Genomic DNA, 26,717 nt, shown 5'->3' on the forward strand with positions numbered 1-26,717 from the left:
AGAAATTTTCATAGTGGGGAATGTATTGCATCGGCAGCCACAATTCCAGCGGCTGTTGCCAAACTTTACAAATGAAATATGTATATTTTACAGTCAGTTATATTGTTATTTGAATGTTTTTTCTATGTAAATCAACAGGCAACACCAACGGTGATCAGTTTCCCCTTTTTACCAATCTCTACATTTCAGTACCGGGGCCTCCATTTAGGCCAACAACTTGGTTACACTTGGCACACTTCGTGAGTCAGCCTGCAAGGATGACTGACTCACCAAAGGCTGCGACCAAAGCGAATATAAGGACGAACGTTATGATCAAGAAGTGCCTCTTCCCAGTTGCCGGCTACGGCACCCGTTTTCTTCCGGCCACCAAGGCCATGCCCAAGGAAATCCTGCCGATTGTAAACAAGCCACTTGTGCAGTACGGGGTGGAAGAAGCCGCTGAAGCCGGCGTTCATGAGTTCGGGTTTGTTACCGGCCGGGGCAAGCGTGCCATTGAAGACCACTTCGACATCAGCTACGAGCTGGAACACCAGATTGCCGGTTCAGGCAAGGAAGACCTGCTTAACTCCATTCGCGAGCTGATCGACAACAACTCCTTTGCCTTTACCCGCCAGAATGAAATGAAAGGCCTGGGCCACGCCATCCTGACCGGTCGCAACCTGGTGGGCGACAGCCCCTTTGCAGTGGTGCTGGCGGATGACTTCTGCGTCGCGGACAGCGATGGCGAGGGTGTTCTGGCTCAGATGGTCAAGCTCTACAACCAGTTCCGCTGCTCTATTGTGGCCATTGAAGAAGTGCCGGAAGACGAAACCCACAAGTACGGTGTGATTGCCGGGGAATCCATGAAGGATGGCCTGTACCGAATTACCGACATGGTTGAAAAACCCGCGCCTGAAGACGCCCCCAGCAACCTGGCTATCATCGGCCGCTACATCCTGACACCGGATATTTTCGACATCATTGAGCGCACGCCTGCGGGCAAGAACGGTGAGGTCCAGATTACCGACGCGCTGCTGGAACAGGCAAAGAACGGTTGCGTTCTGGCTTACAAGTTCAAGGGGCGTCGCTTTGACTGCGGAAGCATTGATGGTTTTGTGGAAGCCACCAACTACGTTTACGAGAATATCTACAAGAAAGCGAAGTAAGGGAGTTATTTACCCAATATCTGCAGAACCATGCGCCGGTTTTCAGTCGAGGTTTTCCGGAACCGGCGCAGCAATTCCACCTCTTCCTCCGACAGCTGGATACGGTCTATTTCCTGTTCAAGCTCCTTCAGTGCCGCTGACAGGTCATCGCCATCACTGAATGCCAGGCCCGGCAGTTCCAGTTGGCCGTTGTCTCCTCTGTCCTCCAGTTCCAGCAGGCGTTCCAGGGGTTTTTGCGTTTTCAGGTACCGCATAAGGAATGTCCCCAGCCGGGTTTCTGAAGGCTTGACTATGCTGACAGTGAATCAAACCGGAAATCTAACGTACATATAGCTTTACACACAATCCATCTATAATGAATCCACCAGCAACGGAATTACTCGGCATGGCGGCACAAATACTGGATAAAAACACGGCCTGGACGTTGATTCTGGAGGCCGTGGACCGCAGCAACACCACACTCCCGTTACCGGGCAGTGATGTCCCGGCACTGGATCTCGGGAGTGATGGTGCCTGGCAACTCCGGCTTCACGCCGATGCGGACGCAAGGAACCTGTTGTCGGTTTTCCTGCCCCTGTGCCGCCCCCTTGCACGAGAAGCACCGCCCCGGGTAGTCGGCCAGATGGGACAAAGCCTGGATGGCCGCATAGCCACAGTTACCGGTGCTTCGAAGTTTATTAATGGTGACGACGGCATAACACACCTGCACCGCCTCAGGGCCGTGTCCGAGGCTGTTATCGTCGGCGCCGGCACCGCTGCCACGGATAACCCCCGGCTTACTGTTCGCAAAACCACGGGCGCAAATCCGGTGCGGGTGGTGATTGACCGCAACCGGCGGGTACCGGAAGACCATCACCTGTTCAGCGATGAGGCATCGCCCACCCTGCGACTGGTTGCCGGTGAATACCGGCGCGGAAACAAACTCACACCACGGCACGGGGTTACGGAAGTGCCCTGTCTCGGAACCGATGAAACCACGAAACCTGCTCATATACTGGCGGTTCTCGGCGACTTTGGCCTACGCAAAATCTTTGTGGAAGGTGGCGGGCTGACAGTGTCGGAATTCCTTAACGCGGATCTTCTGGACCGGCTCCATGTAATGGTTGCCCCGATGATTATCGGCAGCGGCCGCCCTGCCTTTTCGCTTCCGGAAATCAGCCATCTCGGCAGTGCCCTGCGCCCCCGGGCACAGATGGTGGATCTTGGTAGTGATATGCTGTTTGATCTGGATTTCAGCCGGCAGGCTGACGGCCAGTGACGATGAACAGTACGCCGGGTAAACTTGAAATCAGAACCGCCAGCCCGTAGCCAACGCTCAACGCCACACCCTGCTCTGGAGGCAATCCGACCAGCGGCCATAACAGTGCTGCAGCGCCCTCACGTACTCCCCAGCCTGCCACGCTGAGGGGAATCGCCATTGCCAGCAACAACAGACTGCAAAGCGCCATCAGGGTTGCCAGCTCAAGAAGTCCCGTCCAGTACCCGGCTCCCAGCGCGAGCAACGCAAATACCCCCAGATAGGTTGCCACCACCACAGCGGAGGACCCCGCCTGCACCAGAATCGCAGGCCAGCTCAGCAATGCTGTGCGAATATCGCGACGCAATGCCTGTACATACCCCCTGCCGCGCGCCCACAGCCGGCCAACCGCTCCCAGTAAGATCAGAGCAGCGACCACCACGCCCGCGGCAACCGCACCCAGATCGGTAATAAAACCTGCGACTCGTCCCTGATGCAGTGCCAGCCAGGCCCCCAGCCCCATAGCAACGGAGATCATCACCACCTGGCCGGAAAGCCGCTCGATGATCACCGCGTGGACAGCCTTCAGCCTGGCACCGGAGTCCTGGCTATGGCGCCAGGCCCGGTTAACGTCTCCGAGCACACCGCCCGGCAATACCTGATTGAGGAACGTTGCCAGATAGTACTCGCGCGCCGCCATCACAAAGGGCAATGAGATGGACAGCCGTCCGGCGGTGTAGCGCCAGCGCCAGGCCGACACCAGAACCTGAAGCACCGAGATCACCATTGCCGCCAGCAGAATCGGCAGCGAGAAACGGCGAAGCTCCTGCCAGATAGCGGAGATATCCAGAAAAGTGACCGTCGCCAGCAACAGCAGCAGGGTTAGAATCCATCGCAACCAGGTGGGCACTTGGCTTCGGGACACGTCAGCGGTAGCCTTCGTAAGCGGGCCAGGCAAACAGGTCCTGGTGGTCTACGCGGATGCTCAGACGCTGTTCCCGTGCCTGTGCCAGCCGATTGTCAAACCATCGCTGCGCCCTCACCTGCTCACCCGGGGACTGCTCCAGTACGGCCTGTTGCCAGCCTTCCAGCAATGCGGTCTGTAATGCCGACTGTTCCGGTGTGAGTCGCCAGGGGCTGGGAGCTACCGATACCCGATAGCCATAGGTTTGCAGCCGGGTTTGCAGGTACGTGGTTGCGTCAGGGCCCATGGCGGCACCTGCGCCCTTTTCGCGGTGCTGGTGAGCATTAACCGTTGCCAGTATCCAGTGGTCGTCAGCCTCTGCTGGTGACAATTCAAACCGGCCGTCGTAGGTGAGCACAATCAAGAGGCCTGCGCGGCGTGTCGCAACTGCGCTGGCCAGGGCCTTCAGCCATTCCGCCGACATCAGGTCAATCAGTGCCGAGGCAGTCACCAGCCGGGTATCTTCCGGTATGTGGCTGGATAGTGTCTGAGCCGTCAAATGGCAGGCCTGGATTTCCAGTGGCACGTCCAGGTGCTCCATGCGTTTTACGGCCAGCGCGAGCAGGTGTTTATCCTGGTCCAGGAGAATCCAGCGTTGGGGCAAGGGCAATGCCGGCACCAGGTGTCGGGCATTGGATCCAGTGCCCGTGCCCAGGTCCGCAATCAGCAGCGGAGGCGCATGCTGACCGCCAGCCTTATCCGGAACGCTGTATTCCTTATTCGCCCAGGTCAGAACATGTGTCATTAGTGAACGGTTGCGGGCCCGGTGGTCCGCCGGCTCCCGTAGGGTCAGCCAATCGCTGTCAAAGGTGGTCAGGTCGTTTGTTGGCAGAAGGCTTTCGAGGGCATCCCGGAACTCTCTTGCGGCCTGGCTCCAGCGGCGCAGATATTGTGCTTCCGTTCTCGCCTCCTGTGCTACCCGGGACAATTGTTCCGGGTTACTCAGCCATTGTTCAAGGCAGGTTCTGAGCCGCGCCGTATCGCCTGCGGGATACTGTCGTGTTCCGGGGCGGTTACCGGTGCTCGCCAGCGCCCCGCCATCGGTGGTGATGATTGGCAGGCCCGCAGCCTGGGCTTCATCGATGACCATGCCATAGCCTTCATAAACGGACGGCAACACAAAGATGTCCGCACGCTCATAGGCGCGAGCCAGTCCAACATCATCCAGTTCCCCTGCCAGTGTGACGCGTTCCTCAAGGCCTTGTTTTTCAACCAGATCCCGGATTTTCTGACCATAGGCTTCGTCCCGGTCCGTTGAACCTGCCAATGTGCAATGCCATGGCAATTGCTGCAGACCACTCAGGGCCTCGATCAGGTGATGTTGCGCCTTGCGGGGTGAGAGATGAGCGACACACAGCAGGTTGACAGTACTGCCGGGCACCTTTCCTGCACTACTGGCCCCGGCGACACCTGTGACGGTATCGGCCCCGGGTTCCACCACACGAATACGCTGAGCAGGCACGTTATAGTCGCGCAGCCGTTCGGCTGTATGCCGGCTGGTAGTGATCACCCCAGCCACAGCGGCCAGCGCCCTGCGCTCAACCCTGAACAGCCAGTCACGGGTTTCGGCCGCTAATCCTGTTTCATCCGCCAACGGATGATGCACCAGCGCTACAATCTGCAAACGCCCGGCATGGTTGGCAATGACATCCGGCAGGGCGCCCATGGCCAGCCCGTCCAGGACAACAATCGAACCGTCGGCAAGGCTCGCCAACAGGCTGTCCATGGCTCTTTCCGCTTGGTCGTCCGGAATCGGAAAGATGCTGCCCAACCCTTCGCGGAACACTTCCACGCCAATGTCCCTGAGCCCCTCGGCTACCCGGCGGACGTACCGATAGCCACCGGTATTCTGGTCCGGGTTGCCGGGGACAACAAAGGTTACCGATAGCGGGGCATCAGAGTTTGCCATGGTAACTGGCCCAGGCAACATGAGACTCGCCGAGGGTGACTTTCATGGCGCACAGGCCTTTTCCGGTCTCTCCCAGCCTGCCCTGTTGTATGGCAGCCGCCATGCGGTCAAATACCGTGGCCGCCATGAATTCCGTGGTGGTATTACGGTCGGCGAACTCTTCGATATCATCCAGGTTTTTCATGTTGAACTCAGCAATGACCTTAGACAACACGCTGGAAGCCAGCCCGATATCGACAATCAGATCATCGCTGTCGAGGGTTTCCCGCTCGAAGGTAACATCAACAACGTAAGTGGCGCCGTGCAGGCCCTGCGCCGGGCCAAAGATCTCTCCGTTGAAGCTGTGGGCGATCATCATGTGATCCCTGACGGTAAGACTGAACATAGGGTTACTTTCCTCTATACGAGTGCGTGATTTCAGCGATGGTTATAAACAATACGATGGCACAGGGTTTCTGCGGCAGAAGGCCCGAAACGATTTATGTCCGGGCCGCCTGCCAGCGCGGGCATTAGTTCGGGCAGCGACTCGAACGGACTTTCACCAGTGATAAGGCTATCCAGCACATCGTCCCGCAACAGGTTCAGTGCGAGAGCCATGCGGTCACGATACTGCCAGCGTGGCACCTGTAAGGGATTTAGATGGCCCACCTGGCTTGAACGGATGGTCAGGCGGCGTGAATGGAAAGCCTGGCCAAGAGGCACCGGCACGGTCTGACTTCCGTACCAGCTCATTTCGATAATACGCCCTTCCATACCGACCAGTTGCAGGGCGGATTCAAGACCTGCCGGGTGGCCGCTGGCATGAATCACCAGGTCATGGTCATCCTGCTCGCAATGGGTCTGGAAATCGAGGCCCAGCAAGTCAGCGACCGCCTTCCGACCCGGGTTGGTGTCCAGTGCCGTGACGCGGGTGCCTGGTATCCGGCTGGCCAGCCATGCCACTAACAGGCCCACAACCCCCAGGCCCACCACCGCAATACGGTCACCAACTTTCGGGGCAGCGTCCCACAAGCCGTTAACAGCCGTTTCCATGTTCGCCGCCAACACCGCTCTGCCTGCAGGCAGACCATCGGGCAAGGGCACAACCGCCGAAGCCGGAACCCGGTAGTGGGTCTGGTGGGGAAACAGGCAGAACACCTGCTTCCCTTCCAGACGGTCAGGGCCCGAGGTCACCTGCCCGACACTGGCATAGCCGTATTTCACCGGGAACGGAAAATCACCCTCCTGGAACGGTGCCCGCATCGTGAGGTACTCGGATTCCGGCACCTGGTTACCGAACACCAGGGATTCGGTTCCGCGACTTATACCTGAATACAGCGCCCGGACCTCAACCGCCGGATCGTCTGCGGTTGCCACGGCCGGGGGATGATGATCGAACGTGCCCTCGCGGATCGCCCCTTCCAGGGGACCGGTGACCCAGAATGCGTTTGTCATATCGTCTGTTTCCTTACAGCGCACGTAAGCAACTATAGTGCATAAAGAAGCACATACGCAGAGGTTGAGTGATGGATTCCCGAACCCGGACAATTGATCTGCCCCTGGCCGTCGACCTGGCCTGGGGGGCTTGCCTGACTGCCGTTCTGGTGATAGCTGCGGGCACCGGGTTTGCATTGCCTATGGCTTTTTACCTTACCGCAGCGTTGCTGTACTTGGCCATTGCCGCTCCTGTCCTCTACTACTGGCCTTCTGGCCGCGACTTTGGATGGGCCAACCGGGCCACTCTGGTAAGAGCCGCACTGATTGTAACGCTGATTGGCCTTGCACCTTTTATCGCCGGCCTTGGGAACTGGTTGTGGTTGTATGGGTCACTCTGTTTACTGGCTCTGGTACTGGACGGGGTTGATGGCGCCATTGCCAGGGCCACCCACTCCACAACCGAGTTTGGTGCCCGTTTTGATATGGAGCTGGATGCCCTGTTCATCCTCGGGCTCTGTGTTGCGGTGATAGCACTGGAAAAAGCCGGCGGCTGGGTGCTGGCCCTCGGGCTGATGCGTTATGCATTCGTGGCCGCGGGCCACTGGCTGGAGTTCATGAAGCTGCCGTTACCGGAAAGCTTTCGACGTAAAACCGTGTGTGTCTGGCAGGTGGTAACCCTGATGATTGCCATTCTGCCCATCACCTCCACGGTTTTTGCAACCTGGACACTCGCAACCGCTCTGGCGCTACTGTGTTATTCGTTCGCAACGGATCTGCGCTGGCTTTTTCAAACCGGGAGACAGTCATGAAACACTCTATCTCAGCCGCGGTTATCGCAACCGCCTCGGCCGCCAGCCTTGCACTGGCCAGCTCCTCTGCGTTGGCCGAGCCGGCAACCTACGTGCTCGACGATGAGCATTTCTCCATGGCTTTCGAGATCATGCATATCGGTTATGCGCCTGTCATGGGAATGTTCCGCGATGTGGAGGGGCAGTTTGAGTACGATGAGGAAGAGAAAAAACTCACATCCGGAAAGGTGACCTTCAAGAGCAAAAGCGTATTCACCAACCACGACAAGCGGGACAATCATCTGCGCAACCAGGACTTCCTCAACAGCGGTCAATTTCCCGATATTGTGTTCGAAGTGACGGGATTTGAAACCACCGGAGATAACACCGGCATCGTCACCGGCGACCTGACCCTGCTGGGCCAGACGCGGCCGGTGGATTTGGACGTTACACTCAACAAAGCCGCCGAGTACCCTATTGGCCATAAGGAATACACCCTGGGCCTGACGGCAGAAACCACCATCAACCGCAGCGACTGGGGGATGACCTACGGCATTGAGAATGACCTGGTAGGCGACGAAGTGCGCCTGCGCTTCGGGCTGGAAGCGATTCGCGAATCAGGGTGGTTCTGAGCCATTTTTCCCCCGCCATGATAGACTCCGCCGCTGTCCCGCTGTTGGCCGGGCCCAGTCAATCCTCTGCAAGGCGGTTGTGAATGCCCCTCTCGAACACCCATAAATCCGACCTGCTTCTGGTTATCGTGACCATTATGGCCGCTATAAGCTGGATGTTTTCCAAGGAAGCGGTGCTGCTGATGCCGCCGCTGATGTTTATGGCGATTCGTTTTTTGCTGGCCGGCTCCATACTGGCGACTATTGCATGGCCCTCACTGAGACGTCTCAGTGTAGACCAGGTTAAACGCAGCGTTGGCGTGGGGATGGTGTTCGGGGTTGCCATGAGCTGCTGGGTGATGGGACTGTTTCATGCCAGCCATGTTGGAGAAAGCGCCTTTCTGACCAGCCTGGGCGTGGTGATAGTGCCGGTAATTGCCCGGGTTATTTTCGGGGAAGAGCAACCCCTGAGTACCTGGTTTGCGATTCCGGTGGCTGTTGGCGGGCTGGCACTGTTGTCTTTGAAGAACGGCTTCCGGCCGGAAATCGGGCAGCTGTTCTTCGTTGGCGCGGCGTTTATATTTGCGCTGTATTTTACGCTGAACACCCGTGCAGCCAACCAGCGCACTGTGGTCAACCGCAAAGGTGAGACGGTGGAAAAGCACCGAGTGCCCGCCCTGCCCCTGACCAGCATTGCCCTGCTCACCGTGGGTACCTTCACGCTGATCGAATCCACCTTACTTGAGCCCTGGACGCCGACGCTGGAGAACTTCTCTGGAGTGCTTGCCCTATGGATCGTTGCCAGCGCCGTCGTCGGCACCGCTGGCCGTTTCCTGCTTCAGACCTATGCCCAGAGCCTCTCTGCCCACAGCCATGGGGTCGTCATTCTGGTGCTGGAACCGGTGTGGGTCGCACTTTTTGCCGCCGGCTGGTTCAGCGAAACCATGTCCACTACCCAGCTCGCCGGCTGCGGGCTGATTTTCCTGGCCCTGCTGATCAATCGCTGGGGAGTGATCAGCAGGGCGGTAAAAGGCTGGACCAGAAAGCAGAAAACCATCTGAAAGAGGTTGACCACGCCCATCGGAATCAGTATATTTCCTCCCCGTTGCAGAACACAGGACCATAGCTCAGTTGGTTAGAGCGCTGCCTTGACATGGCAGAGGTCGGCAGTTCAAATCTGCCTGGTCCTACCAAAATTCCTGATTAAAGCCAGTTAGTTACGGGTGACCGTATTAACTGGCTTTTTTCGTTTAGAGATATTCTGGAAATATCTTCATCCGTCTTCAGGTGCTCTGCCACATCAAACGGCCGGACACCGTATTTCTTCATTGCATCTTGATTAATAGCCATCGTCATCAACCTGCGTGTAATAAACCCGGTACCCTGGGCGATGGGCGAGGCACAAGCATTTGCGCCATACTTCTGCCGCGCGCTCCTGGTGACACAAAAAACTGTCTTAAACACTCAAACGCTGTCAGGCAGAGCTGGCATATGTATAATTGCAGCGCTGTTTGTCCCCGGTAGAGCGTTTTATGGCAAGTGATACAACCCGCTTCACGTTATCCCAAAAGCATCCGGACCTGGCCGGTTTGTCATTGGACGACGATCACCTGTGCTGTATTTTGGGTTCTGGTTACCGCTATTTATGGGCAAACCGCAAATACGGCCTTGCGTATGGATTAGAGTTGAATAGTGTTCACAAATACACTGTACAAGATGTGTTCAGTTCAGAGTACTTCCAGCAAACCCTCCAACCAACGCTAGACCTTTGTTTCAATGGAATCGTTCAGCGCTACAAAACCGACCATGAGTTAATCGGGTTGGGTCTACGCGCGTTAGACGTCCGCTATTACCCCGTGGAGTTGGCAGGAGTCCCAGAGCGACTTGTCGCGGTGTTGATTAGTGACATAACCAAGGTTCATGAGGACCAGCAGCAACTGCGCAAGCTGGCACAAATTGTAGAGCAGAGCCCAGCCCCGACAGCAGTCACCAACCTTGCAGGCAAGATTGAATATGTTAATCCTGCCTTTGAGCGAATTTCAGGCTACCGTCAGTCGGAATTGCTGGGCAACACGCCCGCTCGCATTCAAAGCGGCTATACCTCCAAGTCGGCCTACCAGGAACTGTGGAACACAATCACCAGTGGGCAAGTCTGGACCGGCGAACTGCAAAACCGTCGCAAAGACGGCCGCCTGTACTGGGAATCCGAGGTGATTTCGCCACTCAAGGATGATGCCGGAAACATCACACACTATGTGGCCGTCAAGCAGGACATTACTTCACTGAAACAAGCTCAGCAGAAGCTCAGCCTGCTTGCCTATACGGACAATTTAACCGGCCTGCAAAACCGCAATGGCTTTAGTCGTCAGCTCGAAAGACGCATCGAGGAACACCCATGGAATCCTGAGGGCGCCGTGGTTGCGATCGATATTGCCGGCCTTCGGGATATCAATGACGTTTATGGTTATGAGATTGGCGACCGGTTGTTAACTCAATTCGGACAACGTTTGTCAGCCATTTCTGAAAATACTGATTTAGCCGGGCGTATCGGCGGCGACGAGTTTATGGTGCTGATTGTTCCGGGATCTGGCAGCTCACTGGATGATTGTCTGGATAGTGCCCTTAAGACGCTTTTCCCCGCTTTCGAGTTTGACGGTATCGACATCGGAGTAAAGTTACGAGTTGGCTACACACGTCTTGGCGAGAACAAACGCTCGGTAGAGCATTTATTACGCGAGGCGGAAAGAGCCTTGGCCCTTCATCGTGAAGAGCCCTCTCTACCCTGGATTGCCTACAGTGAAAGGATTCAGAAGAATACCGATAAGCGCTTGGCGATGACTCGTGAACTGCGACAGGCACTGGCCGAAAATCAGCTGGAGCTCCATTTTCAGCCGAAAGTGGATCTGGCCACCGGCACTCTGATTGCCTGCGAAGCGCTCCTGCGATGGAATCATCCTAAGCGAGGGCTTATCTCACCCGGAGAATTCATACCCATTGCCGAGCAGAGCCAGTTAATCGCACCGATCGGTGATTGGGTGCTACGTCGTGCCTGTCAGCACCTGCGAGAGTGGCGAGATGCCGGCCTTGAACCCGTTCGGGTGGCGGTCAACGTGTCGATCGTTCAGTTCCAGATGAGTGATTTTGCCAGCCGGGTTCAGACTGTTCTGGATCAATCCGAAGTTAAACCGGAAGAACTCGCGCTGGAGGTAACCGAAAGCGTCTTTGGGAAGGAATCGGACACTCTACTCAATCAAATGTACAAATTGCGGGATATGGGAGTTTGGCTTTCGCTGGATGATTTCGGTACCGGCTACTCCTCATTGCTGTACTTAAATCGTTACCCCTTCAACGAGATCAAAATTGATCAGGGGTTTGTATTCAGTTTGCTGAGCGATTCCTTTAGCCAACACATCGTCGAGACGGTGATAATGCTGGCCAAAGCCCTGGACGCAGAAGTCATAGCAGAGGGAATAGAGTCTGCGGCTATTGCCGATAAGTTGAAGGATATGGGTTGTTATTCCGGTCAGGGTTTTTTTTACAGCATGCCGCTTGAAGCGGAGGATTTTCGTTGGTTGTTAGAACAGCGCAGTAAATTGCCTCTCACAGCCGTTTAAAGCGATCAGCAGGATGTTCTTAGTGCAGAATGATGAAATGAAATTGCAAAAGCGAAAAACCGGCATTGTCAGCCTGGATAATGTTTCGGAAGGTGGCTTGCCCTCGGGACAAGCAACGCTTGTGCTCGGGCAGGCCGCGGCCGGCAAAACGGTGTTGAGCCTGCAGATATTGGCGCGAGCCATTGAGCGCGGTGAAGGCGGCGTGTTTGTGACGTTTGAAGAGTCGCCGGCACAGGTAAAACGGGATGTGGCCTCATTTAGTTGGGGTGAGAAGCTGCTGACGTCTGAGCGCTGGCAATTGATTGACGCCCGCCCTCGCTTTGGTGCCGAGGCGGCGGGTGAATTTGATATTGAAGGTCTGCTGAGTATTGTCGGTGCCGCAATCGCAAAGACCCATGCGAACTGGGTGGTCTTCGACGGCATTGATCAGCTTCTGCAGTATCAACCGGACCCTAAAGTCGCGATTGATCAGGTACGCCGTATCAATGACTATTGTGAGAGCAAAGGCTGGACGCTTCTGCTGATCGGCAAGGCCATGGATGAGAGCCTGGCGCCAGCTCACCTTGAAGGCATTGAATTCCTCCTTTCCGCGACACTTGTTTTATCGGCGCGAGTCGTCGGGCAGCAATTAAACCGTTCCCTTCGTATTGCCAAGTTTCGGGGCTCCCGGCATGTCGCTGACGAACTGCCAGTGGTCATGGACGACGATGGTATTCAGCTTCCGTATCATGAGTACCTGCCCACCGCCGAAGTGGTCGCAAGCAATGAACGCATCAGCACCGGCGTTAGCCGGCTAGATAAATTGCTTGGTGGCGGGATTTACCGGGGCTCCAGTCTGCTGGTTTCTGGTCGCCCGGGAACGGCAAAAAGTACACTCGCAGGTAGTTTTGCCGAAGCAGCTGCCAGGCGAGGTGAGCGCACTTTGTACGTCAGTTTCGATGAAATCGAGAGCCCCTACGTGCGCAACTTAACCTCGGTTGGGATCAATCTTCGCGACCCTATCGATAACGGTCTGGTGCAATTTGTTGACCTGTCCGCGTTTGCCTTGCGGGTGACGGAACACTTCCTGACATTGCGCCGTCTGATCGATACCTTCGACCCCCATTGCCTGATCATCGACCCGGTTTCCGCATTGCTCAAAGCAAGCGGCGCGGAGGGTGCGACCATGGCAACCGAACATTTGATCGATCTGGTGCGACGTCGAGGTATCACCACCCTGCTCACGTCGTTAAGCGGTGTGGGCGACCCCGAAGGCGAGGCGACCCAGGGCCAGGTTTCTACCTTGGCCGATAGCTGGATTGTTCTCGACTATAACGTGCGGGGTGGCGAGCGAAATCGCTCTCTGTCGATCGTTAAATCCCGTGGTTCTGCCCACTCCAACCAGGAACGGGAATTATTGCTGTCAGACGCCGGTATTGATCTTGCCGATGTCTATGAACATGGCTCCGAGGTATTGATGGGAACGGCGCGAGCCGCCAAAGTCCGTGAGGATGCCGTGGCCCAACGACATCGGAAACTGGAACGGGAGCAGCGTCGCCTGGATCTCCAGAGACAGTTAGAACAGGCCGAACGAGAGCGTGATCTCTTCAAGGCCAAGCTGGATCTGGAGAATGCGGAAATGGCAGAAACGGATCAATTGGAAGATAGTTTTCGTGAGGACATTCGACAGCGACGTGATCCGGAACAGGAAAATCCTGATGAGCCCAGCAATTTGGATGCGGTTAATGACAAGGCGCAGTGGCAATGAGCAATCACCAACCTTCAGAGACAACCATGCCGATGCTCATCCTGTTTATAACAGGCACTGCTCCTCGCTCACAACGCGCACGGTCGAATCTTGGAAAAATGCTCGATCGTTTGAATCTCAATGATGTGAAACCTTTCGAGGTTGATCTTCTGGAACAACCCGATCAAGGCATCGAGCATGGCATTTTTGCCACTCCGTCACTATTGAAGTTTGATTCAAGTGGCGAAGTATCCATTCTATATGGCGATTTGTCTGTTGAGGAACGTCTGCAAAAGTTTTTGTCCGATCTTGACTGACCGGAGGAGGTCGGGGAATGTCCGCTCAAAACACTGGATGCTTGAACGCCTGTATACGATGTAGAGATCAGCGAAGCCCAAAACTATCATGACTCAACAATTAGATACGTCACTTGAAGTTTATTGCCAATTCCTGAACAGCATACCCGATGCTGCATTGCTTGCTGATCCAACAGGCCAGATAGTTTGTTCCAATAATAGTGCGATACATCTTTTTGGTAGTTCAGAAGGGAGGCTCTGGGCGCGAAATATTCAGGAAATGATTCCAGAACCTGCAAAAGCAGCTCACCAAGAGCTGATGGGAAATTACTGGGTCAATCCGGTCGCCCGCCCTATGGACAACCGAACACAGCTTGAGGCACTCACAAAAGAGGGGATACCGGTCCCAGTTTCTGTGATGCTCAATCAACTAGACCTACAAGATGGTCGCTATGTATTAGCGATTTGCCGAGATGTCTCTTTGGCGCAGAATCAACAAAAACACTTACGTGCCGCGCTGGATCGGGAACACAGCCTTGCGATGACTGATTCATTGACCGGCGCGTCTAATCTTCGCCATTTCAAGGAGCTGGTTAGTAACGAAATTGAGCGATGCGGACGACATGGTCGAGTATTCTCTCTAGCTTACTTTGATATTGATAACTTTAAATTACTTAACGATAGTTCGGGACACGCAGCAGGTGATCAGTTGCTCAGACGGATTGTCGAGATAGCTAAGGGTCGGCTTCGAAAAACAGATGTAATTGCCCGCATTGGTGGTGATGAATTCGCGGTTCTTTTGCCTGAGACGGACGCGGCAGATCTCGGGTCGCCAGTGACACATCTTCTGGTAGAAATTAATCAGGAGATGGACAAGAATGAATGGCCAGTAACGCTAAGTTGCGGCGTCGTGACATACCGTACCCCCCCTAAAAGTGCAGATGATGCAATCGAAGCTGCAGATCATTTGATGTATCAAGTCAAGGCGGGTGGCAAAAACGGGGAGCAACAGACCGTTTTTGAGTGAAGTAGCGTTGGTGCCTGGAGGCCATGACCAGACCCTGGCAAACCAGAACAACGAAGAAGTTGCAGTACCCGCAGCGGCTTCTTACTGAGCTTGAACCCCACTAAACCTTATAGAAATCCCGATACCAGTCCACAAAGTTGGCAATACCCTCTTCCACAGTGGTAGACGGCTTGTAGCCCACATCGGCGATCAGGTCGTCCACATTGGCATAAGTGGCCGGTACGTCGCCTGGCTGCAGGGGAAGCAGGTTTTTCTGCGCTTTCTTGCCAACGCGCTCTTCAATGATTTCGATAAAGCGGGACAGTTCCACCGGGTTGTTGCTGCCGATGTTGTACAGGCGGTAAGGCGCTTTGCTGGTGCCGGGATCGGGCTTTTCGCCGCTCCACTCGGGATTGGCCGTGGCAACGTTGTCCAGGGTTCTTACAACCCCTTCCACGATATCGTCGATGTAGGTGAAGTCCCGTCTGTGATTGCCGTGGTTGAATACGTCAATGGGCTCACCAGCGAGGATCTTCTTGGTGAAGATGAAAAGCGCCATGTCCGGCCGGCCCCAGGGTCCGTACACCGTAAAGAACCGCAGGCCAGTAGTAGGCATGTTGTAGAGATGGCTGTAGGTGTGGGCCATCAGCTCGTTGGCTTTCTTGGAGGCTGCATACAGGCTCAGGGGGTGATCAACATTATCGTGAATCGAGAACGGCATGGTTTCGTTGGCACCATAAACCGAGCTGCTGGAGGCATACACCAGATGCTTGACGTCGTTGTGGCGACAGCCTTCCAGGATGTTGGTGAAGCCCACCAGGTTGGCGTCGATGTAGGCGTGGGGATTTTCCAGCGAATACCTGACGCCCGCCTGGGCAGCCAGGTGCACTACGCGCTCCGGCTTGTGCTCCCGGAACAGTGCTTCCATGGCTGACCTGTCGGCGACATCCTTGCGAACTTCGGTAAATCCCGATTTGCAGGTCAGGCGGTCCAGGCGGGCTTCTTTCAGGGCAGGATCGTAGTAATCGTTGACGTTATCCACGCCGATCACTTCATCACCGCGGTCAAGCAGCCGATGCGCCAGATGGGAGCCGATAAAGCCCGCCGTACCCGTAACCAGAATTTTCAAAGTCTTTTCTCCCTGTTCCTTCAGAATGTCAGACCGGCACTCACGAACGGGCCACCCAGTTCGATATCCAGACGGTCGTTGCTGTCTTCGTAATCGATGCTGATCTGGCGATAGCCCGCGCGCAGTTGCAGCAAGGATAATTCATACTGGCCATAGGCGTTGTAGTCGTAAACAGAGTCGCCATCGAAGCTAATCACGTTTGCTTCACCACCGACGGAAACGCCGGTCAGCGGCAGGTCAAACCGTGCAGCAAGATACCCCATGGGCACCACGCCATTGATCTCGGTTTTGCTGACCTGACCATTTGTAACCTTCTCCCGGACAATCAGCTCGCCGTCGAGATCGCGGGCCGTCAGGCCAAGGTCAAGGTTGACCCAGTTGTCCAACACCTCGTAGTAAAGCGTAACATCGAACTGGCTCAGGTCCAGATCGGAATCAACGTCCACGCCACCTTGAATCGCATCAAACTCGGTAGATAACTCCCCACGTCCACTCTGCTCAATACGAGTGTAATTCAATCGCACATTGGGCAGCAGGGGCACCGGATGCTCAAAGTAGGCGCTCAGATTTGCATTGGTGTCACTGTCGAGATTCAGGTCGTTCTCAATATCGACCACATCGTTATTTTTACCGGCTTTACCAGACAAGTCGGAGTCCCAGTAGCTGACATTGGCACCAACGCCGAGCACATCGGCGGTGGCGAGAGGAGCCGCAACCATCAGGGAGCCGCCCAGGGCGAGAATCAGTTTACGCATAGTACACCTGTTTTGTGTTTGTTGGTTCTGACGGTTCAGTCAAAACTGATACCGAGCCGACGACCCACTTCTTCGTAGGTCTCGATCACATCGCCCAGTCCCTGACGAAAACGGTCCTTATCCATCTTTTTCCGGGTTTCCTTGTCCCAGATACGGCAACCATCGGGGCTGAATTCGTCACCGAGGACAATCCGGCCACCCGAGCGGCCAAACTCCAGTTTGTAGTCCACCAACAGCATGCCGGCTTCATCGAACAGCGCCTTGAGGACGTCGTTAACCTGGTAGGTCAGCTCCTTCATTTTCGCGAGCTCATCGGCTTTCGCCCAGCCAAAACTGACGGCCAGAGACTCATTGACCATGGGATCATGCATGGCGTCGTTCTTGAGGAACAGCTCGAAGGTGGGTGGATTCAGCTCCAGCCCTTCTTCCACTCCCAGACGCCGGCAAAGGCTACCGGCGGATATGTTACGAACCACGCATTCCACCGGAATCATGTCCAGCTTCTTGACCAGGGACTCGGTGCCTGAAAGTAGGCCCTCGAAGTGAGTAGGAACGCCGGCGGCTTCCAGTTTCTCCATTATAAAGGCGTTGAAGCGGTTGTTGACCATGCCCTTGCGGTTCAGCTGCTCTTTTTTCTCGCCATCGAACGCCGACGTATCGTCACGAAACACCATGACGAACAAATCAGGGTCGTCTGTGCGATAAACAGATTTGGCCTTGCCTGCGTAAAGTTCTTCACGCTTTTCCATCTCGGGTCTCCGGGTGTCCCCGCTGCGTGCGGGGCACGGCTAGCAAATTAGTAGAGGTATTCGAACAGTTCGGACAGCAGCTCTGAAGAACGGTCGTCGCCGGTGTAATCCGGAGCGCGGTTAACAGTGACCACGACATCGCCGTCGCGTTCGTCAAGCTGGACATCAAACGTGTGCTCGGGCTCCGGATCGTCGGAGAACCAGCTGAACCAGCCGGATTCGCGCTCTGATTCCGGGCGAAAGTCCACGAAGAAATACCCTTCTGAGCGGTTAAGATCCACTACCGGTATGCTGGCTTCGTCCAGTGAGCGTCTTACTTCTGCCCAGGCACGGCCATAATCCAGGCTCATGACGATCTGCTGCGGGGTTTCATTATCTGAAACCAGGCGGACACGGGGTTCACTCACCATGCCCAACGCGGCGCGGGAATAGGATTTACTGTCTTCACGATTCCTGAGGTGTCCTGCCAGATCATTTAGCAGTAGTTTGCTGGTGCTTAACTGCTCCTCGCTGCGCTGTTCCCGGTTGCCCCATACTAGAAGCTCATCCGGGTCATCCTCAACTTCAAAGGTGCGGAACTGTATCTCGGTGGTTTTGCGTCGAACGCCCGGTGCAATGCGCGCCTGTACGGCAATTCGGGCTTCCTGGCCTTCAGGGTTGTCTGGCAGTTCCAACAGTTCCCTCGCCCGCTTGCTGAAGTTCACCAGTTCACTCTGAATCAGTCCCAGTTGGGGGCTGTCGTAAGCCACACCAAGTCCACTCTCGTTCATGTAGGTGGTAACCGCCGGCCAGAGCCGGCCCGGCACGTCGTTTACCAACAGCCACACCTGACCATCCAACTCTTCGACAACGTAATTTTCATCAAGGATGTCAGACGTCATGTCCGGAGGGTTGGGAATGCTGTCACGATACATGCGGCCAGAGTCCGCTGCGCTGATTTCACGGATCGGCATCACTTGAGTGAACTTGCCCTCGTCGGCTGTTTCCGGCAGCTTCAGCGATTTACCTTCCGGCTCGTCGACATAGCGCTCGGAGCGATCTTCAACAAAACTACAGCCAGCGAGGGCCAAAACAAGCATCAGGCCCGAGAGGGGCCTGATGAAATCAGTGGATCTTGTGACTTCTGTCCTGAACTTCAACGCCATCAGGCGACTCCAGTTACGATAGATGATACAGCCCGACTCAGAGTACGCCAGAGGCTCGTAATGCTTCTTCCACTTCGGCGTGGAATTTTTCGCTCAGCGGGGTTAGTGGCAGGCGAATGCCCTCGCCAATCATACCCATGCGATGCAAAGCCCATTTTACGGGAATGGGGTTAGCCTCAAGAAAGAGCTTCCGGTTCAATGGCATCAGCAGTTCATTGAGCCTGTCGGTCTCTTCCTGGTTACCGGCGACTGCGGCTTCACACAGTGCCGCCATGGCGCCCGGTGCGACGTTCGCCGTGACCGAGACATTACCCTTGCCACCCGCCAGCATCAGGCCGGCTGCGGTGGCGTCATCGCCAGAGTAGACCACCAGCCTACCCTTGACTGCTTCTATCAGCTCAGCGCCACGGGGAATGTTACCGGTGGCATCCTTGATGCCGATAATGTTGGGGATGTCTGCCAGGCGCTCAACGGTTTCGTTGAGCATGTCGCACGCAGTGCGACCGGGCACGTTGTACAGAATCTGGTTGACCGGAACAGCCTCGGCGATGGTCTTGAAATGACGGTACAAGCCTTCCTGGGTCGGCTTGTTGTAGTACGGCACGACCAGCAGGCAGGCATCGGCACCAAGCTTGTGGGCTTTTTCCGTCAGCTCTATGGCTTCCCGGGTACTGTTGCCACCGGTGCCGGCAATGACAGGAATACGGCCGTTAACGCGCTTTATGATATAGCCGATAACCCGCATGTGCTCATCCGGGTCCAGCGTTGCGGATTCACCGGTCGTTCCAACGGCCACAATGCCATGTGTTCCGTTGTCGATGTGAAAGTCCACCAGCTTATCAAGGTGCTCCCAATGGATGCTGCCATCGGAATGCATGGGCGTGACCAGTGCAACAAGGCTCCCCGTAATCATAAAAGCTCCGTACGAATAAAAACGATATGGTAATGTTGGGCACCAACTGACACAAGGGTATTGAAGCAGATGTCATGTTGGTTCCTGCTGCTCCTTCACCGGCCAGGCCGAGAATACAGCCTTCAGCATGGTGGCCAGAGGTATAGCGAAGAAAACACCCCACAAGCCCCAGATGCCACCGAAAAACAGTACCGCCACAATAATTGCCACTGGATGCAGGTTATTGACTTCCGAGAACAGCAGAGGAACGAGAACGTTGCCATCCAAAGCCTGGATAATGCCGTAAGCTACCATGACCCAGATAAACTCGCTGCCCCAACCAAAGGCAAACAGGGCTATCATCGCCACTGGAATGGTAACAACCGCGGCGCCGATATATGGAATCACCACACTGAGGCCAACCATCAAGGCCAGCAAAGCTGCGTAAGGCATGCCCAACAATTTAAATGAAGCGTAGGTTACAACGCCCACAATGAGAATCTCCACTGCCTTGCCGCGTACATAGTTGGCGCACTGGAGGTTCACTTCGTGCCAGATCCTGACCATCATTGGACGCTGGGACGGCAGCATTCGTGAGAGCGAATCCAGCAGGATACGGCGGTCCTTGAGAAAAAAGAACACCAGGATGGGCAACAGCACCATGTAGATCAGCAGTGCCACCAGGTCCGGAATGCTTGCCAGCGAGAACGACACCAACCACTGGGTCATACGCCCCGCTTCGGTGGTGACCTGATTGTAGATGGTGTTGATACCTTCCATGGAAATCAGCGTGGGATACTGTTGGGGAAGTACTTCCAGATAGGACTGCATTTCCCTGAAAATACGGGGGGCTTCGCCGGCAAGAGACGTAACCTGGGTCCAGATCAGTGGCAGCAGGCCAAACAGGAACCCGATCAGGACACCCAGAAATATCACAAACACCCCGATGATGGAGACGATTTCCGGGACACCGATCTGGTTAAGTTTGGCAACCAGCCCCTGCAGGATAAACGCAACAATGACGGCTGCAATGGCTGGGGCCAGCATGGCGCCGAACAGAATGACAAAAACCACACCTGCCAGTAACAACAGGAAAAGAATGACGGCTTCTTCATCTGAAAAGTATTTATGGGCCAGACCACGTAAAATTCTGATCATGAACAACTCCGGATGGTCACCACGGCAAGCTTAACCGCCGCACTTTATCACAAAGGTGAAACTACCACCCTGTTCGGTCGAACTGATCAGCTCGTGGGAGGATAACTTGAGGAACGCAGGAATATCTCGTGCCGACCCTGCGTCGGTGGCGATCACTTCCAGTTCCTGGCCGGGAGCCATGCTGTTCAGTTCAAGCTTGGTTTTCAGTAACGGCATGGGGCAGCGAAGTCCCGATGCATCAAGTATTCGGTCAGCCATGACAAGCAGATACCCATACGGTGAAAATAAGAGCCGGCATTATGCCGATAGTGGTACCTTAATGCATCACAATCGTAACCGGCCACCAAGGAGCGAACTTTCAGTGGCACAATGCTGTCTGACGAAATCATATGACAAGGGATATCGCCCACCCATGACCCTGAAAGATAGAAGCACGGCCCCCTGGCACGGAGCACCGGTATTCGCGTTGATGCTACTGCTGGCCCTGTTTGCAGGTAAGGCGTTGGGGCAATCTCCGGACAGCACCCTGCCTTCTATCGGGGGCGCCGGGGGCGGATTAGTCTCCGGCCAGCAGGAAGCCGATATCGGCCGCCAGGTCATGACGTCGATCCGCCGCTCGGCACCACAGATCACCGACCCGCTGGTCTATGACTATCTCAGCTCGGTAATTTACCGCCTGGTCCCATCAGCACCTCTTTCCAATAGCGAGCTGACTCTGGCCATTATCGATAGCCCGGATATCAACGCCTTTGCGGTACCCGGCAACATCGTTGGCGTTAACGGTGGGTTGTTTTTGAACGCCAGTAGTGAGCAACAGTTCGCTTCGGTAATGGCACACGAACTGGCACACCTGAGCCAGCGTCACTTCGCCAGGCGTCTGGAACAGCAGGAAGCCAGCGCGCCGCTGACCATTGCCGGCATGATTGCGGGTATCGTGCTGTCAGCGGTGACCCAGTCAGATATCGGTATTGCCGCCATCGCAGGCACCCAGGCGCTGGCGATACAGAATATGCTCTCTTACAGCCGTGCTCACGAGCAGGAAGCCGACCGTATCGGAATGGAAATTCTGGCCGATTCGGGCATGGACCCAAGGGGCATGCCTGAAATGTTCGAGATCATGATGCGCCAGAACCGGCTTCAGGGAAACCGGGTTCCGGAATACCTGTCTACTCACCCACTCACCCAGAACCGCGTTTCCGACACCCGCAATCGAGCCGAACAATACCCCCGCAGGGATGTGGCCGATGCCCAGGAATATCACCTGGTTCGCTCACGCCTTCAGGTACGCTACGCCAAGTCGCCGCAGGTTGCCGTGGAAACCTTCCGTGATTACCTGGAACGCCCGGATACCGAAAAACCCGATGCCGTTCGCTACGGCCTTGCCGTCGCTCTTCTGCGCAGTGGCAACTACACCGATGCCATCGGCGAACTTGAACTGCTGCTTGAGAGCACGCCGGGGCGAATTACTTATCAGGTCACTCTTGCCGAGACCATGATTGAACAGGGCCGCCTGGAACAGGCACGCAACCTGTTGGAAGACGCGCTGGACCGGAATCCTGGCAACTACCCGATTACCGATACGCTGGCCCGGGTGGAAATCGAGGATGGAAACGGCAAGCGCGCAGCGGATTATCTGTACCAGCTGACGCGGGAGTTGCCGCAGAAAGAGCATCTTTGGCTTCGTCTCGCGGAGGCGGAGGGAATGTCGCGTAACATTGTGGGTGTTCACCGGGCTCGTGCCGAGCATGACATACTGATGGGCGATCTGGAATCGGCCCAGCGCCAGCTGCGTCAGGCCCAGGAAAGACTTCCGGCTGGCGCGCCCCTGAGGCAGGTGGTCACCGAGCGCCTGTCTCAGGTTTCCTCCAGGCTCAACCAGCAGCGGAGCTGATTTCAGGCATTACCGGCAGCTTTCAGATTCATGTTGGCGGTGAAATCCAGCATCCTGTGAAGCGGCTTGAGGGCCTTTTCCCGCAGCTCGGGTTCCACGTGGACTTCCTGGTCACCGTTTTCAATCACTGCCAGCAGGTTTTCCAGCCCATTCATGGCCATCCATGGACAGTGAGCGCAGCTGCGGCACGTGGCGCCGTTGCCGGCCGTGGGCGCTTCAATCAGTGTTTTGTTGGGCGCCAGTTGCTGCATCTTGTAAAAAATGCCGTTGTCAGTCGCCACGATGAACTGTTCATTAGGCAGCGTCTGTACCGCGTGAATCAACTGAGACGTGGACCCCACCACATCGGCCATTTCCACGACCGCGTCAGGGGATTCCGGGTGCACCAGTACCGCGGCATCCGGATACAGCGCCTTTAGATCCTCGAGCCCGCGGTACTTGAACTCTTCGTGGACAATACAGGAACCGTCCCACAACAGAACATCCGCCCCTGTGGTTTTCTGAACGTAGTGGCCAAGGTGTTTGTCCGGTGCCCAGAGAATTTTTTCACCACGGGCGTCCAGTGATTCCACAATTGCCTGGGCACAACTGGAAGTCACCACCCAGTCTGCCCTCGCCTTTACAGCGGCGGAGGTGTTGGCGTACACCACAACGGTTCTGTCCGGATGCTGGTCGCAAAAAGCCGCAAACTCGTCGGCCGGGCAACCGATATCCAGTGAACAGGTGGCTTCCAGAGTTGGCATCAGCACCCGCTTCTCCGGGTTGAGGATTTTCGCGGTCTCGCCCATAAAGCGAACACCAGCGACAACAACGGTTGATGCTTTGTGCTGATTGCCGAAGCGGGCCATTTCAAGGGAATCCGCCACACAGCCACCGGTTTCCTCAGCCAGGCGCTGTATGTCCGGGTCGGTGTAATAATGGGCCACAAGAACCGCATCCTGAGCCTTGAGGGCGGCACGGATACGGGATTCGAGATCGGCTTTTTCGGCCTCGCTGAGGCTCTTGGGCTCAGCCTGGTGTGCCAGGTGCTCCTGAACCAGTATACGGTCTTCACCTCTTGTCATTACAGCATCTCTGTATTGCGTTAACGTGCAGAGTATATCACTTGGAGTCGATTACGCTCTCTACGGACAGATGTATGACCGTATAGCCAAAAAAAAAGAGCCCTGAGGCTCTTTTTTCAACAGAAAGCAGCTCGCTACCTGTTTTGTTGGTGGGTCGTGAAGGATTCGAACCTTCGACCAATTGGTTAAAAGCCAACTGCTCTACCAACTGAGCTAACGACCCGCAACTGTCAGCCCGTTTCCGGACCCGGAACACAACGATGGACTTTCCCACCGCTTTGTTCGCAATTTGGTGGGTCGTGAAGGATTCGAACCTTCGACCAATTGGTTAAAAGCCAACTGCTCTACCAACTGAGCTAACGACCCAAACGAGGCGCATATAGTAATGATTTTTCAGCGCCGATCAACCCCTAATTCCCAGGTTTCTCAACATTCTTCACGCCAGCGAAAGTCAGGTACTGCCGGAATCCAGGTACTTTTGTGCCAGCTTGGCGGCGCTGGTGTCCGGGTAATCCTCAACCACACTTTCCATGCGTGAACGGGCCTGCTCCTTGTTACCCAGTCGGTCAAGCGTGACGCCGAGCTTGTAGACAGCGTCCGACGCCTTGCGATGATCTCCATAACGGGTAGCAACAATGGTGAATGCCTGCCGGGCCTGATCAAGCTGATCCTCAACCAGATACACCTCACCCAGCCAGTAATAGGCATTTACAGTGAGATCGCCCTCCTCGTATTCATCAATAAAGTCATACAACCCGTTAATAGCCTGGTCGTAGTTCTTCTCCTGATGGATCAGAGTCTGGACCTTCTGGTAGGCGCTTCGTTCAGCGTCGGAGGGTTGGCGGTAAATCTTGGTTTTTAAGCCGGAACTGTCACCGCCCGCCTCAGAATCACTGGTGCTCTGGGTGCTCGCCGGGGCTTCAGCCACCTTCTCCGAAAGCTTGAGTATCCGCTGGTCGAGATCTATGTAGCGATCCCGCGCCTGTTTGGTAAGGCGGTCAATGGAATATTGCTGCTCTTCTACCCGCCCCTGCAATCGGCGGATTTCACCCTGTAATTGCTGGATCATGTAGAACAGCTCTGCGTTAGCCTGGCTGTCGCCAGCCTTGCGCTCGGCTTCCGACGAATTGTTCTGGAATATTGGGGAAACGGATTGCGCCAGGGCGCTACCCGCCGACCCGAGGGCCAGCGGGAGCAACACTGTCGCCATGAGCAGATGTCTCATGGGATTCGCCTGTTACTGGAAAACAAGTTCAACGCGACGGTTCTGGGCCCAGTCGCTTGCACTGGAGCCCATAACGGCCGGTTTCTCTTCACCATAGCTGATGGTTTCCGTCTGGCTACGGGATGCACCGTTCACGATCAGGAAACGCTCAATCGCATTGGCACGACGCTCACCCAGCGCAAGGTTGTACTCCTTGGTACCGCGCTCGTCGGCATGACCTTCAATGCGCACGTCCTGGTTGGGGTTGGACTGCAGGTAACGGGCATGGGCAACCAGCACTTCGCGCGCTTCGGATTTGATTTCTGCGGTATCAAAATCGAAGTAGAAGGTGGTGATATCTCGCATCGCCTCACGCTCTGCGCGCTCTGCACGTGCCTCGGCTTCACGGCGCTGCTCTTCAGTCATCTCCGATGAAGACACACCGTCTCCATCGTCGCCGCCATAGACAGTGCTGCCGCCTTCCTGGTCAACAGCAGAAACATCAGAGTCGTACGTGCCATCTTCGGTGGTATCACCTGTGCTGCTACAGCCGGCAATCAGTCCGAGGGACAAGGCCATGGCGAACAATTTGTGGTGAGCTGTTACTTTCATAATCACTTCCTTCCTGTTTATCTGTCGGTTGTACTTGAGCGTTAACAAACCTGCCGGATTCCGAGTTCCGGTTTACTGAACGATTGGTGACCATGCCGGATCGCGCACATCACCCTCCGAAGCCGGCAAACTATAGGCTGCGCCGCCGTCGGCGGCAATTACAGTTAGTACACTGTTGCCACCCTGCTTTGTAGCGTAGATCAGCATCCGTCCGTTTGGCGAAACACTGGGCGACTCATCAGACCCCGTACGAGTAAGGACAGTTTCCTCTTCGGTCTGCAAGTTGGTCCGGGCTATGTGGAACGAACTGTCCCGCTGGTGAACATAGTAGACGTACCTACCATCATTGTCGGGGCGAGGTCTGGCATTATAACGGCTGCCAAAGGTGATCCGACGCGGCTCGGCGTTCTCGCTCGACTTGTGGTAGATCTGGGGCCCGCCGGATCGGTCAGAGGTGAAGAAGAACCCCTCGCCGGTATGATCCCAGGTGGGTTCTGTATCGATTGACCAGTGATTCGTCAGCCTCTTGAGCGAACGGCTTTCAATATCCAGTTTGTAGATTTCAGCATTGCCATCCTTCGACAGCGTCAGCAGGAGTGAGCGCCCGTCATCTGACCAGGCGGGGGCCGAGTTCAAGCCCGGGAAATCAGCTATACGAGTGCGATTGCCCGACGAAAGTTCATGGATGTAAATAGCCGGCTTGCCGGTCTCAAAGGACACATAAGCAAGTTTCCTGCTATCCGGAGACCAGGCCGGCGAAAGGATAGGCTCATCACTCTCCAGTCGCACCCTTGCCCGCTTGCCATCCACGTCACTGACCTGGAGACGATATAATGGCTCGCCACCGGAACGCTGCAGCGTGACGTATGCAAGTTTGGTGGAAAACGCGCCAGGCACGCCGGTGATGGCTTCGTATACCCTGTCACTGATGTGATGGGCAAGGCTTCGGGAGCTGTTGACTGACGAGGAGGCTGTTGCACCCATGACCCGTTCTTCACGGTTTACATCGAACAGCTCATAGCGTGCTTCGATTTTGTCTCCCCTGCGTGTCAACTGGCCGACCAGCACATAACGTTGGCCAAGTAGTCGCCAGTCACGGAAATAAACGTCATCGCCTGACGAAGGCAGGCTGAGCATTTTTTCCGCCGGCAGCGGACGGAATTCACCGGTCATGGTGAGATCATCCTGTACGATACTGCTTATCTTGTCGCCCGACGGCATTTGTCCGGATTCTGAAAAGGGAACGACTGCAACCGGGATAGCAGAGTCCGCCCCCTCGGTAATCCGTATCAGCAGTTCGGTGCTGGCCGGGCTGCTTCCGATCATCACGGCAATCGCCAGCAGCCATGCCACTACCGAAAGACCTTTACCTGTACTTGTCCGGTTCGTCATCTGTGGTCCCATCA

At 55.6% G+C, this 26,717-nt stretch carries 26 protein-coding genes and 3 tRNA genes; 11 read left to right on the plus strand and 18 right to left on the minus strand.

Annotated features, from left to right (window positions below):
- Nucleotides 1-308: 308 nt before the first annotated feature.
- On the plus strand, nucleotides 309-1,145 hold the full coding sequence (gene galU, locus M8010_RS17280; RefSeq protein WP_250093965.1) for a UTP--glucose-1-phosphate uridylyltransferase GalU: 837 nt from the start codon (nucleotides 309-311) through the stop codon (nucleotides 1,143-1,145).
- A 5-nt stretch (nucleotides 1,146-1,150) separates the two neighbouring features.
- On the opposite strand, the gene M8010_RS17285 is transcribed toward galU, so the two are convergent.
- Entirely contained in the window at nucleotides 1,151-1,399 is a 249-nt protein-coding gene (locus M8010_RS17285) for a hypothetical protein (RefSeq protein ID WP_250093966.1), read from the minus strand.
- Nucleotides 1,400-1,530: 131 nt separating this feature from the next.
- Here M8010_RS17285 and M8010_RS17290 point away from each other — a divergent pair, with 131 nt between their 5' ends.
- Nucleotides 1,531-2,403 carry a RibD family protein gene (locus tag M8010_RS17290; RefSeq protein ID WP_250093967.1) on the plus strand — a complete coding sequence of 291 codons (873 nt, stop codon included), beginning with the start codon at nucleotides 1,531-1,533 and terminating at the stop codon, nucleotides 2,401-2,403.
- Here the strand turns inward: M8010_RS17290 and M8010_RS17295 are convergent.
- From M8010_RS17295 to M8010_RS17310, 4 genes are read right to left on the minus strand one after another with little or no spacing between them, the layout of a single operon-like run.
- Nucleotides 2,378-3,307 carry a lysylphosphatidylglycerol synthase transmembrane domain-containing protein gene (locus M8010_RS17295; RefSeq protein ID WP_250093968.1) on the minus strand — a complete coding sequence of 310 codons (930 nt, stop codon included), beginning with the start codon at nucleotides 3,305-3,307 and terminating at the stop codon, nucleotides 2,378-2,380. The two genes, M8010_RS17290 and M8010_RS17295, sit on opposite strands and share 26 nt — an antisense overlap.
- A gap of 1 nt (nucleotide 3,308) precedes the next feature.
- The gene (locus M8010_RS17300) at nucleotides 3,309-5,255 is read right to left on the minus strand and encodes a glycosyltransferase (protein WP_250093969.1); all 1,947 of its coding nucleotides are present in this window, start codon (nucleotides 5,253-5,255) and stop codon (nucleotides 3,309-3,311) included.
- On the minus strand, nucleotides 5,242-5,640 hold the full coding sequence (locus M8010_RS17305) for a 6-pyruvoyl trahydropterin synthase family protein (protein WP_250093970.1): 399 nt from the start codon (nucleotides 5,638-5,640) through the stop codon (nucleotides 5,242-5,244). Before M8010_RS17305 ends, M8010_RS17300 begins: the two co-directional genes overlap by 14 nt.
- Nucleotides 5,641-5,672: 32 nt before the next feature.
- Nucleotides 5,673-6,689: a zinc-dependent alcohol dehydrogenase gene (locus tag M8010_RS17310; protein ID WP_250093971.1), complete on the minus strand. Its 1,017-nt coding sequence runs from the start codon at nucleotides 6,687-6,689 to the stop codon at nucleotides 5,673-5,675.
- 71 nt (nucleotides 6,690-6,760) lie between these two features.
- On the opposite strand from M8010_RS17310, the gene M8010_RS17315 reads away from it, so the two are divergent.
- From M8010_RS17315 to M8010_RS17350, 8 genes are all read left to right on the plus strand, one after another.
- Nucleotides 6,761-7,480 (plus strand): CDP-alcohol phosphatidyltransferase family protein, encoded by a 720-nt coding sequence (locus tag M8010_RS17315; protein ID WP_250093972.1) that lies wholly within the window; start codon nucleotides 6,761-6,763, stop codon nucleotides 7,478-7,480.
- Nucleotides 7,477-8,091, plus strand: a complete 615-nt coding sequence (locus tag M8010_RS17320; protein WP_250093973.1) for a YceI family protein — start codon at nucleotides 7,477-7,479, stop codon at nucleotides 8,089-8,091. The genes M8010_RS17315 and M8010_RS17320 overlap by 4 nt, the downstream gene beginning before the upstream one ends.
- An 83-nt stretch (nucleotides 8,092-8,174) precedes the next feature.
- Entirely contained in the window at nucleotides 8,175-9,131 is a 957-nt protein-coding gene (locus M8010_RS17325; protein WP_250093974.1) for a DMT family transporter, read from the plus strand.
- Between the two features lie 55 nt (nucleotides 9,132-9,186).
- Nucleotides 9,187-9,263: transfer RNA gene (locus tag M8010_RS17330), tRNA-Val, on the plus strand.
- A gap of 339 nt (nucleotides 9,264-9,602) precedes the next feature.
- The gene (locus tag M8010_RS17335; RefSeq protein ID WP_250093975.1) at nucleotides 9,603-11,684 is read left to right on the plus strand and encodes a putative bifunctional diguanylate cyclase/phosphodiesterase; all 2,082 of its coding nucleotides are present in this window, start codon (nucleotides 9,603-9,605) and stop codon (nucleotides 11,682-11,684) included.
- A 13-nt stretch (nucleotides 11,685-11,697) separates the two neighbouring features.
- The gene (locus tag M8010_RS17340; protein ID WP_349666119.1) at nucleotides 11,698-13,431 is read left to right on the plus strand and encodes a DUF7125 family protein; all 1,734 of its coding nucleotides are present in this window, start codon (nucleotides 11,698-11,700) and stop codon (nucleotides 13,429-13,431) included.
- Entirely contained in the window at nucleotides 13,428-13,727 is a 300-nt protein-coding gene (locus M8010_RS17345) for a circadian clock KaiB family protein (protein ID WP_250093977.1), read from the plus strand. Before M8010_RS17340 ends, M8010_RS17345 begins: the two co-directional genes overlap by 4 nt.
- A gap of 88 nt (nucleotides 13,728-13,815) precedes the next feature.
- Nucleotides 13,816-14,733: a sensor domain-containing diguanylate cyclase gene (locus tag M8010_RS17350; RefSeq protein ID WP_250093978.1), complete on the plus strand. Its 918-nt coding sequence runs from the start codon at nucleotides 13,816-13,818 to the stop codon at nucleotides 14,731-14,733.
- A gap of 100 nt (nucleotides 14,734-14,833) precedes the next feature.
- Here the strand turns inward: M8010_RS17350 and M8010_RS17355 are convergent, their stop codons facing one another.
- The 7 genes from M8010_RS17355 to M8010_RS17385 all read right to left on the minus strand — a co-directional run bounded on the left by M8010_RS17355 (nucleotide 14,834) and on the right by M8010_RS17385 (nucleotide 20,798).
- Entirely contained in the window at nucleotides 14,834-15,841 is a 1,008-nt protein-coding gene (locus tag M8010_RS17355) for an NAD-dependent epimerase (protein ID WP_250093979.1), read from the minus strand.
- Nucleotides 15,842-15,861: 20 nt separating this feature from the next.
- Entirely contained in the window at nucleotides 15,862-16,596 is a 735-nt protein-coding gene (locus M8010_RS17360) for a TIGR04219 family outer membrane beta-barrel protein (protein WP_250093980.1), read from the minus strand.
- A gap of 35 nt (nucleotides 16,597-16,631) precedes the next feature.
- Nucleotides 16,632-17,345, minus strand: a complete 714-nt coding sequence (gene purC / locus M8010_RS17365) for a phosphoribosylaminoimidazolesuccinocarboxamide synthase (RefSeq protein WP_250093981.1) — start codon at nucleotides 17,343-17,345, stop codon at nucleotides 16,632-16,634.
- A gap of 47 nt (nucleotides 17,346-17,392) precedes the next feature.
- Entirely contained in the window at nucleotides 17,393-18,490 is a 1,098-nt protein-coding gene (bamC, locus tag M8010_RS17370) for an NlpB/DapX family lipoprotein (RefSeq protein ID WP_250093982.1), read from the minus strand.
- A 37-nt stretch (nucleotides 18,491-18,527) separates the two neighbouring features.
- Nucleotides 18,528-19,403: a 4-hydroxy-tetrahydrodipicolinate synthase gene (gene dapA, locus M8010_RS17375; protein ID WP_250093983.1), complete on the minus strand. Its 876-nt coding sequence runs from the start codon at nucleotides 19,401-19,403 to the stop codon at nucleotides 18,528-18,530.
- A 72-nt stretch (nucleotides 19,404-19,475) separates the two neighbouring features.
- The gene (locus tag M8010_RS17380) at nucleotides 19,476-20,540 is read right to left on the minus strand and encodes an AI-2E family transporter (RefSeq protein WP_250093984.1); all 1,065 of its coding nucleotides are present in this window, start codon (nucleotides 20,538-20,540) and stop codon (nucleotides 19,476-19,478) included.
- A gap of 30 nt (nucleotides 20,541-20,570) precedes the next feature.
- Nucleotides 20,571-20,798, minus strand: a complete 228-nt coding sequence (locus tag M8010_RS17385; protein WP_250093985.1) for a sulfurtransferase TusA family protein — start codon at nucleotides 20,796-20,798, stop codon at nucleotides 20,571-20,573.
- A 154-nt stretch (nucleotides 20,799-20,952) separates the two neighbouring features.
- On the opposite strand from M8010_RS17385, the gene M8010_RS17390 reads away from it, so the two are divergent.
- The gene (locus M8010_RS17390; protein ID WP_502846232.1) at nucleotides 20,953-22,431 is read left to right on the plus strand and encodes a M48 family metalloprotease; all 1,479 of its coding nucleotides are present in this window, start codon (nucleotides 20,953-20,955) and stop codon (nucleotides 22,429-22,431) included.
- Nucleotides 22,432-22,433: 2 nt separating this feature from the next.
- On the opposite strand, the gene nadA is transcribed toward M8010_RS17390, so the two are convergent.
- The 6 genes from nadA to tolB form a co-directional block, all read right to left on the minus strand.
- Nucleotides 22,434-23,495, minus strand: coding sequence for a quinolinate synthase NadA (nadA, locus tag M8010_RS17395; RefSeq protein WP_250093986.1), 1,062 nt, complete (start codon nucleotides 23,493-23,495; stop codon nucleotides 22,434-22,436).
- Between the two features lie 147 nt (nucleotides 23,496-23,642).
- A tRNA-Lys gene (locus tag M8010_RS17400) sits at nucleotides 23,643-23,718 on the minus strand.
- A 67-nt stretch (nucleotides 23,719-23,785) separates the two neighbouring features.
- Nucleotides 23,786-23,861: transfer RNA gene (locus tag M8010_RS17405), tRNA-Lys, on the minus strand.
- Nucleotides 23,862-23,946: 85 nt separating this feature from the next.
- On the minus strand, nucleotides 23,947-24,720 hold the full coding sequence (gene ybgF, locus M8010_RS17410; RefSeq protein WP_250093987.1) for a tol-pal system protein YbgF: 774 nt from the start codon (nucleotides 24,718-24,720) through the stop codon (nucleotides 23,947-23,949).
- 12 nt (nucleotides 24,721-24,732) lie between these two features.
- A complete protein-coding gene (pal, locus tag M8010_RS17415; RefSeq protein ID WP_250093988.1) occupies nucleotides 24,733-25,311 on the minus strand; it encodes a peptidoglycan-associated lipoprotein Pal in 579 nt (192 codons plus the stop codon).
- A gap of 72 nt (nucleotides 25,312-25,383) precedes the next feature.
- The gene (gene tolB / locus M8010_RS17420; protein ID WP_502846233.1) at nucleotides 25,384-26,703 is read right to left on the minus strand and encodes a Tol-Pal system beta propeller repeat protein TolB; all 1,320 of its coding nucleotides are present in this window, start codon (nucleotides 26,701-26,703) and stop codon (nucleotides 25,384-25,386) included.
- Nucleotides 26,704-26,717 lie beyond the last annotated feature (14 nt).

Origin of the sequence: Marinobacter sp. ATCH36, assembly GCF_023555055.1 — a bacterium.
GTDB lineage: Bacteria > Pseudomonadota > Gammaproteobacteria > Pseudomonadales > Oleiphilaceae > Marinobacter.